Origin of the sequence: Photobacterium sp. Ph5, assembly GCF_022129445.1 — a bacterium.
Taxonomy (GTDB): Bacteria; Pseudomonadota; Gammaproteobacteria; order Enterobacterales; family Vibrionaceae; genus Photobacterium.
The window spans coordinates 1-12,587 of sequence record NZ_JADQAQ010000036.1 but is presented as its reverse complement, the minus strand read 5'-3'; the positions used below and the strand labels follow the sequence as shown (position 1 = coordinate 12,587).

8 protein-coding genes are annotated in these 12,587 nt (G+C 39.8%); 2 read left to right on the top strand and 6 right to left on the bottom strand.

Annotated features, from left to right (window positions below):
* Nucleotides 1–30: 30 nt before the first annotated feature.
* From I3259_RS13985 to I3259_RS13965, 5 genes are all read right to left on the bottom strand, one after another.
* Entirely contained in the window at nucleotides 31–459 is a 429-nt protein-coding gene (locus I3259_RS13985) for a hypothetical protein (protein WP_238030171.1), read from the bottom strand.
* A 173-nt stretch (nucleotides 460–632) separates the two neighbouring features.
* Complete coding sequence (locus tag I3259_RS13980; protein ID WP_238030170.1) at nucleotides 633–2,012, bottom strand: D-alanyl-D-alanine carboxypeptidase family protein; 1,380 nt, start codon at nucleotides 2,010–2,012, stop codon at nucleotides 633–635.
* 367 nt (nucleotides 2,013–2,379) lie between these two features.
* Nucleotides 2,380–3,294, bottom strand: coding sequence for a DnaJ C-terminal domain-containing protein (locus tag I3259_RS13975; RefSeq protein ID WP_238030169.1), 915 nt, complete (start codon nucleotides 3,292–3,294; stop codon nucleotides 2,380–2,382).
* A 236-nt stretch (nucleotides 3,295–3,530) separates the two neighbouring features.
* Nucleotides 3,531–5,420, bottom strand: a complete 1,890-nt coding sequence (dnaK, locus tag I3259_RS13970) for a molecular chaperone DnaK (protein WP_238030168.1) — start codon at nucleotides 5,418–5,420, stop codon at nucleotides 3,531–3,533.
* 243 nt (nucleotides 5,421–5,663) lie between these two features.
* Nucleotides 5,664–6,104 (bottom strand): Hsp20 family protein, encoded by a 441-nt coding sequence (locus I3259_RS13965; RefSeq protein WP_006644850.1) that lies wholly within the window; start codon nucleotides 6,102–6,104, stop codon nucleotides 5,664–5,666.
* Between the two features lie 659 nt (nucleotides 6,105–6,763).
* On the opposite strand from I3259_RS13965, the gene I3259_RS13960 reads away from it, so the two are divergent.
* Both I3259_RS13960 and I3259_RS13955 read left to right on the top strand, forming a co-directional pair.
* A complete protein-coding gene (locus tag I3259_RS13960; protein ID WP_238030167.1) occupies nucleotides 6,764–8,005 on the top strand; it encodes an efflux RND transporter periplasmic adaptor subunit in 1,242 nt (413 codons plus the stop codon).
* A gap of 2 nt (nucleotides 8,006–8,007) precedes the next feature.
* Entirely contained in the window at nucleotides 8,008–11,130 is a 3,123-nt protein-coding gene (locus I3259_RS13955) for an efflux RND transporter permease subunit (RefSeq protein ID WP_238030166.1), read from the top strand.
* A 65-nt stretch (nucleotides 11,131–11,195) separates the two neighbouring features.
* On the opposite strand, the gene I3259_RS13950 is transcribed toward I3259_RS13955, so the two are convergent.
* Nucleotides 11,196–12,404, bottom strand: a complete 1,209-nt coding sequence (locus I3259_RS13950) for a YadA-like family protein (RefSeq protein ID WP_238030165.1) — start codon at nucleotides 12,402–12,404, stop codon at nucleotides 11,196–11,198.
* Between the last annotated feature and the right edge of the window lie 183 nt (nucleotides 12,405–12,587).

The following is a 12,587-nucleotide window of genomic DNA, read 5'->3' as shown; positions in this document are numbered from 1 at the left end:
ATTCATTGAGGTTAGTGAGGGGAGTTATTGCTATTTAGCAAGAAACCCAACATGAGATAATTGCTTTTTGGCTGACTGCTCTGATGGAGCGTTAGGTGAAATTGTCTGTGTTTTTTCTTCACGTGGAAGTAGACGGAAAACGGGTTGTCCGTCTTCTTTTCTAACAAAAGCAACATCACGATAAAGTAGTTCGTCATCACTTTTAATGGCATCTAACTCTTGGTCTTTAATCAGTGATAATGGGCCAATCATTGCTGTACAGTGATAAATTTTATGCTCGTAGTTATTAAATAACTTACAAGGTTGATCGAGTGAGAAACTTTCACCAGGTTCTAAATGACGGCTGTTTTCTACTGCGCGGTTGATGTCAGAGATGCTAGCAAATACCATAGTTGATAAGCTAAGTAATATAATACTCGTTAGTATTGCTAAGGGTTGTTTCGATTTAAAAGTAGACATAATGATTATCCAAACAAAAAGCCAATACCTTGTTCATTTCGACTAAAATATTGGCTTTATTAGTATGATGGCTATTACGACTGGAGTGTACTATTCGTCAGGGGCAAATAAAAAGACAATTTTCACAACGTCATTTTTATTTACCCTTCAAAGAGCAGTCTAATTTTCTGAGCCTACAGACCGTGAGACGCTAGTAAGTTATGACAATACATTGAGATACTTGCCCAGATGCGAGTGAGCCAGCCGCCTTGCTGCACACTGTTGAGCGCGACAAGTGGCTCGGTTTTAATAACTTTGTCTTTATAAGTTACAGTCATTTCGCCTAATTTTTCACCCTTATCAACTGGAGCTTTGATATCACTGTCAAATTGGAGTTTAGTTAGTAGATCTTTCTCATCAATACTTGAAGGAAGCACCAAGGTTAGTGGCTTCTCTAGACCTAAAGCGACGTTATCTTGTTGTCCTCCCCAAACGTGTTGTTCAGAAAGTTTGCTGTCTGCTGCATATAAAGTGTCTTGTTTGAAGAAACGAAAGCCGTAATTGAACAGTGCCTTACTTTGAGCTGCTACATCATTCAGTGATTGTGTGCCTAGCACAACCGCAACTAACTTCATTGGGTTATCTGGCATCTTAGCGGAGCTTACCAGTGAGTACCCTGCAGCTTCTGTACTGCCTGTTTTCATGCCTGTCGCATATTGATAAGTGAACAATAAGCGGTTGAAATTTGGTTGGCGGATATGATTGTATTCAAAATATTTTTGACTGAAAAAATGAAAGTATTGAGGGTAGTCGTTCATGATGTGCTGTCCGAGCAGCCCGAGATCATAAGCGGTTGAGAAATGTGCTGGTGCTGGCAAGCCCATGACAGTCGTGAAATGGGTATTGTGCATGCCGAGTTTAACGGCAGTCGCGTTCATCATCGAAACGAATGAAGATTGCGAGCCTGCTACGTAATTTGCCAAGGTGACAGCGGCATCATTCCCCGATTCAACAATCACACCCTGAATAAGATCTTTCACTGAAACATAAGAGCCGGGCTTCAAGAACATTCTTGAACCACCTGTGCGCCATGCAACTTCCGGCACTTGTACCTTTGAGTCTAGTGAAATCACACCGTCGGCCAGTTTTTGCTCAACAATGTACATTAGCATTAACTTGGTGGTGCTGGCTGGTGCCATACGCATGTTGGCATCGTGGGAAGCAATAATTTGTCCAGTGTTGGCATCGATTAAAATGAAAGCCCGTGCTTCAAGATTAGGTGGGAAGACTCCGGCCTGAGCCCACTTCTGCACCATAGTTTCAGGGATACCATTCGCACCGCCGGCTTCTACTGGGGCAGGAGGCACTTGCACATTTTCTGGGATACTAACTTTTACGTCGATAGCACCAAAGTTATTGAGTGGGGCTTTAGCTTCTTTGTATTGTGTTGCCGCATAGTAATCACTATTGGGCATGGTGTTCGCCGCATCATTGCTAGGCGTGGCAAATACTGTACTGGAGGAAAATAATGCAGCGATTGCGACTGCTAAGGAAAGCTGTTTGATAGTTGTCATAAGGGTTTTAAATTTACAGTTATTCACTAAAAGCGCGATATAAAAAAGCGATTAGATAAGATACTGACTTCAGCAGGTCATTATTGCCCGCTGAGTCAATCTATCACTACCACGGCAATGGTGAGTGCTTTTCCGTTCTTAATCAGCTTTACGATGACTTTGGTCACGGACCGCATTATCCATAATGATGTCCTGAGCATTCACGCTCTAGTGACCTGAATACTGTTGATAGCTATAACCAAATCATGGTGCTCAAGTCCTGATTTCTCAGCAGGTCATTTGAGACCCGTATTGGTTATAGCCCTCGTATCTGTCTACTTCTATCCTACCAGCAGAACCATTATGGAAACCTGAACAGCAATGATATTTATGCAGCAGCAAATTCTGCAAGTAGCTCTTTTTGACGCTCGTTTAGGTTCAGTGGTGTTTCAATTGTTAATTGGACAATTAAATCGCCAGTGTTGCCTTTACGATCGGTTACGCCTTTACCTTTTAGACGGAACTTACGGCCGTTTTGTGTCCCTTCAGGGATCTTAAGACTAATCGCACCGTTTAAGGTATTCACCTCAATCTTGCCACCTAATGCTGCAGTCACAAAGTCGGTAGTAGCTTTACAATGTAAATTATTGCCTTCGCGAGTATAGCGTGGATGAGGGCGAATATTCATTTGAATATATACATCGCCTTGTGGGCCACCATTGATACCTGGATGACCTTTGCCAGTTAAGCGAATTCGACCACCATCTTCAATACCAGCAGGGATCTTGATATTCAGCTTTTTATTGACTTGGCTCGTGCCTTCAAATACGGGTAAATCAATAACACGAGATGCACCATTAATCGCATCTTCTAAATCAATTTCCATGGTGTATTGAAGATCTTCGCCTTTTTGTGGACGAGTGGAATGACGGCTACCAAAGCCTCCACGACCACCGCGAGCATTTGAGAACATATCACCAAATGCACCACCGAAAATATCTTCAAAATCACCGTAACCGCCACCTTGGAAACCACCGTGATGACCGCCACCATGATGTCCACCGCCCATACCTGGGTTATCAAACGCAGCATGACCAAATTGATCGTAAGCTGCACGTTTTTCTTTGTCGGTTAAAATTTCGTAAGCTGCTTTTACTTCTTTAAATTTGTCAGCAGCAGTTGGATCATCCGGATTTTTATCTGGGTGAAACTTCATTGCGAGCTTTTTGTATGCTTTTTTAATTTCTTTTTCTGATGCAGTTTTGGCGACACCAAGAACTTCATAAAAATCACGTTTTGACATTGGTAACACCTCTTATCTCAACTGAGATAACTATCTGGAACATTCTCCGCTAATCATACCCAAAAACGATAATTGATTTAAGCGTAATGAACGATTAAAGGCACAGATAGTTAGCCAAATTAGATTTACATTTTGCATGTTGTTATTGTAGAAAAGGGCGAGAGATGTTGATCTCTTCGCCCGTCTCTATTCATTGCGATTGAATGCTACCACTGATAGCAAACTATCGAGAGTAATTACTTCACTTCTTCAAACTCTGCGTCCACAACATCGTCGCTTTTCGCTTCATTTTGCGTTTCTGCTTGATGCTGGTTGTTCGCTTGAGCCTGCTCCATCAGCTTTTGTGCTGCAGTCATCAATGCTTGAGTGTGTTTTTCAATGGCGTCTTTATCATCGCCAGATTTCACACTCTCAAGTGCCGAGATTGCTGATTCAACGCTTTCTTTATCTGCTGCTGGTAAATTATCGCCAGCTTCAGTTAACTGTTTGCGTGTGCTATGGATCAATTGATCTGCTTGGTTACGCGCTGTGACCAGTTGTTCAAATTGCATGTCAGCTTCTTTATTTGCTTCAGCTTCTTGAACCATTTTTTCAATCTCAGCCTCAGTTAAACCACCTGATGCTTGAATCGTGATCTTTTGCGCTTTACCTGTTGCCTTATCGGTTGCTGATACATTCAATATACCGTCAGCATCTAAATCAAAAGTAACCTCAATTTGTGGCATGCCACGAGGCGCAGCTTGAATACCTTCAAGATTAAACTGACCAAGTGATTTGTTATGCATCGCTTGTTTACGTTCACCTTGGAGAACATGGATCGTTACTGCACTTTGGTTATCTTCAGCGGTTGAGAACACTTGCTCAGCTTTAGTTGGGATTGTGGTGTTCTTGTTAATTAAACTTGTCATCACACCCCCCATGGTTTCAATACCAAAAGAGAGAGGAGTAACATCAAGTAAAAGAACATCTTTTACATCACCCGCTAATACGCCACCTTGAATCGCAGCACCCATAGCAACTGCTTCATCAGGGTTAACATCTTTACGTGGTTCTTTACCAAAGAAGTCTGCAACTGTTTTTTGTACCAGTGGCATACGTGTTTGACCACCCACTAAAATAACGTCAGTGATATCACTTACATTCAAGTTAGCGTCTTTAAGTGCTGATTTTACAGGGGTCAATGTACCTTGTACTAGCTCATCAACTAGTGATTCCAATTTTGCACGTGTGATCTTAACATTCATGTGCTTAGGACCTGTTGCATCCGCTGTCACATAAGGGAGATTCACATCAGTTTGCTGTGCAGAAGAAAGCTCAATTTTCGCTTTTTCAGCCGCTTCTTTTACACGCTGCATTGCAAGTGGATCATTGCGTAAATCAATACCTTGATCTTTCTTAAACTCATCAACAAGGTAGTTGATCATACGCGTATCGAAATCTTCACCACCAAGGTGTGTATCACCATTGGTTGCTAATACTTCAAAGGTTTGTTCGCCATCAACGTTATCAATTTCGATAATAGAAATATCAAAGGTACCACCACCTAAGTCGTACACTGCGATTGTGCGATCGCCACCTTTTTTATCTAAACCATAAGCTAGAGCAGCTGCTGTTGGCTCATTGATAATACGTTTAACTTCAAGCCCTGCAATACGACCAGCATCTTTGGTTGCTTGACGCTGTGCATCATTAAAGTAAGCAGGTACTGTAATTACAGCAGCTGTCACTTTTTCACCTAAATATTCTTCTGCTGTTTTCTTCATTTTTTTCAGAACTTCAGCAGAAACCTGAGGTGCCGCCATTTTTTGACCTTTTGCTTCTACCCATGCATCGCCGTTGTCAGCTTTGACAATTTTGTATGGCATGACAGAAAGATCACGTTGAATTTCTTCGTCTTCAAAACGACGACCAATTAAACGCTTAATTGCAAATAACGTATTTTCAGGGTTGGTTACCGCCTGACGTTTTGCGGGTTGACCGACTAAGGTTTCACCATCTGTATATGCGATCACAGAAGCTGTTGTACGTTCGCCTTCCGCATTTTCAATAACACGTGGCATGTCACCGTCTAATACAGAAACACAAGAGTTAGTTGTACCTAAGTCAATACCGATAATTTTACTCATAAATCTTTTCCTCAATGTATCGCATTGATTAGTTATTCTTATCTGAATCATGTTCGATATTTTATTAATGGTAAGAATAATGTTGGTTGAAGCGCTTACCTCCAGCCAAATATCAATGCAATTTAAATATGATTTCCCGATAGGGGATGAATATAGTGAGCTATCAACCCGTCGAATTTAGGTCGAAAAAAGGTGATAGCTCTAAATATGTTATCTACTCAAGGCTAATTAATAGCGTTGAAATTACTCTTCAGTTGGCAGTGTTGCTGCTTTACCAATAGCAATTTTGCGTGGTTGCATTGCTTCAGGTACTTCACGCTCTAAATCGATATGAAGTAAACCATTCTCTAAATTTGCACCAACAACTTTTACGTAATCTGCAAGTTGGAATTTACGTTCAAAGTTACGCTCAGCAATACCTTGATAGATAAAGTTCTTGTTTTCTTCAGGAGCCTTAGTTCCTGTTACAACAAGCATATTTTCATTTTGAGTAAGATCTAAGCGATCTTCAGAGAAACCAGCTACCGCCATTGTAATACGGTAATTATTCTCGTCAGTTTGCTCGATATTGTACGGAGGGTATCCGGTTGCCTGTGCTTTGTTGCTGCTTGCTTCAACAAGGTTGAATAAACGATCAAAACCAATAGCGTGGCGGTATAGGGGAGTGAAATCTACATTACGCATAGTAACTATCCTCAATAATAAGCAATAGTCTTAGTGTTGACAGAGGTTATATAAAGCTGTCGTTTTACACTAAGCGGATCGATTAAGTGATCCGATAAAACAGAACTAATAAGGCATTCCCTGATCAGGCGAATCTTATTAGCACTTTGAACTCCATTTGGCAGTTCGTGTAATTAATATATGCTTCCGTAATTGTTCGGTCAATACATTTTAATAAGTTTTTCTAATCTTTTTTTTTGCTTTTATTTAACTAATTGATTTTACATGTTAACCATGACTAAAAAAGTTGAACTTCCATCTAAATATGTACGATTTACATGTTTAATAAACGTAAATCGATGTAACTAAATAGTCTTTCTAAATAAGAAATAAGGGCGTGAAAGTGATTTTCAAGGGGGAGTAACGAGCAAAGTGCGACCTTTTATTACTTTGGTTAACACTTACCATCGGTTGGTGTGTAAGAGACAAAGTAAAGCTAATAGGTCACACGATTAAACGATGGTATGTATAAATAATCAAAAATAAGAATGACATAGTGAACAAATTCACACTTTATTACGTATAAATCAGCAAGCAGTTTCTACTTTTGACCATTCATCTATGCTCTACAATAGAAACAAGATCTGATTATTGAAATGCGCTGATTAGGGATTAAAAGCATGCATGTAATGGTAAGACGATTACTACCTTTGGTTATTATCGCAATGTTTATTGTGGCGTCAGTATTGTTGATAAATACCAAAAAACGCCCAGAGCAGCAAAAAGTTACAGTTCAGCCTCCTGTTTTACAAGTCATTAAAATACAAAAACAAGATGTGCAACTCACCGTAGGTTCATATGGAATTGTTGAACCCAAGCAAAAAGCAGAAGTTGTCTCTGAAGTAGTGGGTTCGGTCAAATACATTTCTCCTGATTTTGCTGTAGGAGAATTCGTTACAAAAGGAGAGTTATTAGCACGTTTAGATGATAGTGACTATCATGCCGATCTTGCCCAAGCTGAAGCGACATTGGCGCAAGCACAAGCGAAATTAAAAGAAGAAATTGCGCGAGGAAAAGTTGCTAAAAAGATCTTACGTGATGTTTCTCCGAATAAAAAAACGTCTCTTGGTTTACGTGAGCCTCAACGCAAACAAGAAGAAGCCAATGTAAAGTTTGCACAAGCTGCTGTAGAGCGTGCTAAACGCAATCTGACTAAAACAGAAATACGTGCCCCTTTCGATAGTTTAGTAACAGCTAAAGAAATCAATATCGGTAGTTATGTTACGAAAGGTAAGTTAATTGGCGAGTTGTATGGTACGCAAACGGCTGAAATTCGTTTACCTATCACGCCGCAATCTATGGCTTATCTTGATTTACCCGGTCTTGAAACAACAAAGATCACCTTAGAATCTCAATATAATGAAGTGAAAGTTATTCATTGGGCGGCACAGTTAGTGCGTAATGAAGGTGTAATTGATAAAGATAATCGAATGATTTATCTCGTCGCAGAAGTTAATGATCCTTATAACCGTTATTCATCCCTCGTCAATAATTCAGCTTCTTTCTCACTACCAATTTTGCAATTTGGTACATTCGTAACAACAAAGATCCAAGGAAGAAAAGTCAGTGATGTGATTAAGTTACCTCGACACGTTGTACGATCTGAGCAGGTCATTGTGGTTGATGCTGATAATAAAACTACAACTCGAAAGGTGCATGTAGTCCGTTCAGATACAGAAAATGCTTATATTATCGGTGGGCTAACAGATGGAGAGTTAGTTTCCTTAATAAGCCCTGATAGTTTAATAGATGGCACTGAAGTCACAACGGTGATGAGTAATAGTTATTCTCCTGATATTTCACCACTAATGGCTGCCGATAAAAAAGTGGTAAATCCTAAAGTCGTGAATAAGGGAGAATAGCGATGAAAGCAAAAGGATTAATTGCTTGGTTTACCCATAATCATGTTGCTGCTAATTTACTCATGCTGCTTGTTATTTTAGGTGGATTATTTTCTATTAGTTTAATTAATAAAGAAATTTTCCCCGCTTTTGCTTTGAATCGAATTATGATCACGGCAAGTTATCCAGGCGCATCTCCTGAAGATATAGAGCAAAGTATTAACATTAAAATTGAGCAATCGCTCGATAATGTAAAAAACATTAAGCGCATTGAATCTGTCGCTTCTCAAGGCTTGGCTTCATTGACTTTAGAGCTTGAAACAGGGGCCGATCTTGAGAAAGTGCTAGATGATGTCAAACAACAAATTGATGCCATCACGACGTTTCCAGTCAATATGGAAACGCCGTTGATCAAGCGGGCTGAATTTACCAGTAATGTCATGTTCATTTCGCTTTATGGCAATCTCAATGAAAGACAATTAAAAGAATATGCTAAACAAGTTCGAGACGATATTTTACTCGAAACCAGTGCTTCTGATGTTGTCGTTTCAGGCGTAAAAGATTATGAAATAGCGATAGATGTATCTGAAAATGCACTAAGAAAGTATAGCTTAACCTTTGAGCAAGTCGCGAATGTTGTTCAACAGCGATCTATAGATTTACCCGGTGGCATTATTAAAGCCAAAGATGGTGATTTATTGGTTCGAACTAATGGTCAACTGTATAGCGGTGATGCGTTTTCATCGATTGTTTTACGCACACGCTCAGACGGTAGCCGATTATTATTATCAGATGTAGCCACTGTTTCAGACGGTTTTGTTGAAAATAGGATTTTAAATCGTTTTAATCGCCAACGAGCCGCAGTTATTCAAGTACGAAACTTAACGGATGAAGATGCGACTAAAATCTCACATCAAGTCAGTGACTATATAGCCAAAAAGCAAGCTCAGTTACCTTCGGGTGTCTATCTCGATACATGGGGAGATATGTCACATTATTTGGAAGGGCGTTTGAATATGATGCTTTCCAATATGCTATATGGTGGCGTATTAGTCTTTGTTATTCTGGCTCTTTTTCTTGATATACGCGTTGCGTTTTGGGTCATATTAGGGATCCCATTTTGTTTTCTTGGTACGCTTTTGTTTATGCCAACACCGTTTATTGCGGTATCAATTAATCTTATCTCGCTGTTTGGTTTTATTTTAGTGCTAGGGATAGTTGTTGATGATGCAATAGTGGTGGGGGAAAGTGTTTATACCGAAGTAAAAGACAAAGGCCAGAGAATCGAAAACGTTATTAAAGGCGTGCAAAACGTTGCGATTCCAGCAACATTTGGCGTTTTAACGACGATGGCGGCGTTTATCCCGATGCTTATTTCGGATGCGCCCAGAACTGAATTTTTTAAAGCCATTGCTTGGGTTGTATTGCTTTGTTTAAGCTTTTCTTTGATTGAATCAAAACTTATCCTTCCTGCTCATTTAGCGCGTATGCGTTTAACACCGCCGAGTAAGACACCTCATTTACTTTCACGCTTAAAATTGCGTTTTAACAGCGCAGTCGATAGGTTTATTAACCATAACTATCGTCGATTTATTACCCTGTGTACGAGGCATCGCTATAGTGTCTTAGCGACTTTTTCTGGCATCTTAATGCTTGCTATCGCACTTGTTGTGAGTGGCCAATTGCGATGGGTCTTTTTCCCTAACCTTCCATCTGATTATATTCAAGTGAATGTAGATATGGACGTGTCTTCTTCTGATGAAAATAACGCACGTGTTGCGGCTCAAATAGAAGATGCATTGTATCAAGCTGATGCCAAAATATATCAAGAGCTGGGTGTGAATGTGGTGAAACACGCTTATATGAATATGGCGAATCGCCAAGATTTATTTATCTTAGCCGAGCTTCATAAAACAGAAACGTTACCGATCAGTAGCTTTGAAATATTAAAACAATGGAAAGCACAAATGCCACCTTTGGTCGGAGTGAAAAATATCACCTATGATGCCTCGATTGATCGTAAGCAAAGTGATTTACAGTTTAGTTTAAAAGGCGAAAATTTAACGGAACTTGCTGCCGCATCGAAAGCAATGCAACAACTGTTATCTGAGTATGATGGGACGTTGAATATTAAAGATGATCTCTCATCACCAATACCTGAAGTGAAATTACAATTAACCGCAGCAGGAGAAGCATTAGGCTTGTCATTATCAGCGTTAGCTAACCAAGTTCGTTATGCTTTTTTTGGTTACGAAGCACAGCGTGTTTTGCGCAACAATGAAGAAGTTAAAGTCATGGTGCGTTATCCACAACAAGAACGCAGCACGATTGGATATTTGGAGAACATGAAGGTGAGGTTACCAAATGGCAAGTTTGTTCCTTTTACAGAGGTTGCTACGGCTAATATTGAATCTTCTTACACCAACATCAATCGTGTTGATCGAAAACGATCTGTGATTGTATCTGCCAATGTTGATAAAGCACAAACAGCACCTTCTGATATCTACAATGATATTTTGACAAATAAACTCGATAAATTTCAACAGCAATACCCTGATATTAAGATAGCGTTAGATGGTCGAGCAAAAGATGAAAAAAATACTAAAGGTAGTTTAATTCGTGATTCTTTACTGGCACTGCTTACTATTTTCGCTCTAATGGCGATTCCACTACGATCTTATAGCCAGCCACTGATTATTATGTCAGTGATCCCATTTGGTATTATCGGCGCAATAGCTGGGCATTATTTAGCTGGGCTTACCCTTAATTTACTCAGTGTGTTTGGTATTTTGGCATTAGCTGGGGTTGTGGTGAATGATTCGTTAGTTTTAGTTACCTTTATTAATCGAGCATTAAAGCAAGGCGTTGGCTTACAGCAAGCGGTCATTGATGCAGGATGTGCTCGATTTAGAGCGATTGTATTAACGTCATTAACGACCTTTTTTGGTCTAGCGCCTATTTTATTAGAAGATAGCTTACAAGCACAGATCGTGATTCCGATGGCAACATCATTAGCCTTTGGGATTTTATTTGCCACCGTTGTGACCTTATTATTAGTTCCATCACTGTATTTAATATTACAAGATGTTCAATCTGTAATAAGACGATTTTATCGCTGGTGGTGGCAACCACGTACATCCGAATAATGTTTACGGATGGACGTGGTTATTAGTCAGAGAGTATTATTAGCTGAGTAAAACATCGATGACAATTAGAATCCGATACCAACACCAGCAGAAATCCCCGTATCATGCTCTGAGTCGTCAGAAGCGGCGATAGTAATGATTCCTCGTTTCCCAACATCAAATTTTCCACCTAATGCGATTGCTGATTGGTTATCGTAATTTGCAGCGCCTAAGCCCACGGTATAGTGATAACCTTGACGGAAAGGCACTGCACTCATTGCCATCGCGCTGGCAATACCAGCATTGGCTTCGTTATGTACTTTATCTATATCTTGGCTAAGTTCACCAAAACGTTGATCAGTATAATTATTGGCTTTATTGAGTGTTGATGCTGCACTTTGATCCGCATAATGGTCAGCTTTATTTACGGCATTACTAGCATCAATATCTGAATAATGGTTAGCCTGTTTAACGGCTGCAGCTGTTTTATCATCGGTATATCCATTAGCTTGGTGCAAAGTGTTAGCCGCTGAAGTATTGGTATAACTCTTTGCTTGGTTTAATGTTGATGATACTTGAGTATCAGTATATTTATTTGCTTGTGAAATACCTTGATGTAGCTGACTTACGTTAACCGCATCTGTTTGTGCTATACCGGCTTGAATATGCTCTAAACGACGCTGGATCTTATCGCTACCAAATGATACTTGGCCATCAGTAGAAACAGATTGATTACCAATCGCAATAGAACCAGGTTTACCTGATGCAGTCGCATAGTTACCAATTGTTATATCTTTTTCACCAGCGGCCGCTTTAGTCCCTAATGCCATTGAATAGTTACCGTCAGCATGGCTACTTGTACCCACAGCCATTGCATATGCACCTTTCGCGACACTACTGGTACCCATAGACGTCGTTGAATACCCAGTGGCTTTAGCACTAGAACCAAAGGCAATAGAAGCATTGCCATCAGCATTGGCTGTAGATCCAAATGCTTCAGTTTGAACGCCTGTTGCTGTAGCACCAGAGCCAAATGAAGATGAACTATTACCGTTGGTTTGTGCATTAGAGCCAAAAGAGGCAGATTGATTACCTTGGCTTTTTGCCGCAATCCCCATAGCTATTGCAGCATTACCATTAGCACTGGATGAATAACCTTCAGCAACACTCGATTGCCCTTTTGCTGATGAAGCATAACCAATTGCAACGGAATTGTTACTGTTTGTTATAGAGGCATTTTGACCTAAGAGAACATTACTCGTATTCATTGTTGTATTAGACGGATTATCACTCAAATTATTACTTAAATTAAGGGGTTGAGCGAAAGTAGGTAATGAAAATAGTGATATTAATAAATAGGTTTTTTTATTCCTGATTACCACTATTTAACAGCCACTGTTAAATTATCTCCTATACTTCAAGGTATTGAAGTATAGGAGTGACGTTATGCCTAAGAATTCAATCCAATTTCAGAAAGG

Bases quoted from the DNA above. Each gene is read 5' to 3' on its own strand.
- I3259_RS13960 (WP_238030167.1), top strand. From the start codon at position 6,764: ATGCATGTAATGGTAAGACGATTACTACCTTTGGTTATTATCGCAATG.
- I3259_RS13980 (WP_238030170.1), bottom strand. From the start codon at position 2,012: ATGACAACTATCAAACAGCTTTCCTTAGCAGTCGCAATCGCTGCATTA.
- I3259_RS13975 (WP_238030169.1), bottom strand. From the start codon at position 3,294: ATGTCAAAACGTGATTTTTATGAAGTTCTTGGTGTCGCCAAAACTGCA.
- I3259_RS13965 (WP_006644850.1), bottom strand. From the start codon at position 6,104: ATGCGTAATGTAGATTTCACTCCCCTATACCGCCACGCTATTGGTTTT.
- I3259_RS13985 (WP_238030171.1), bottom strand. From the start codon at position 459: ATGTCTACTTTTAAATCGAAACAACCCTTAGCAATACTAACGAGTATT.
- dnaK (WP_238030168.1), bottom strand. From the start codon at position 5,420: ATGAGTAAAATTATCGGTATTGACTTAGGTACAACTAACTCTTGTGTT.
- I3259_RS13955 (WP_238030166.1), top strand. From the start codon at position 8,008: ATGAAAGCAAAAGGATTAATTGCTTGGTTTACCCATAATCATGTTGCT.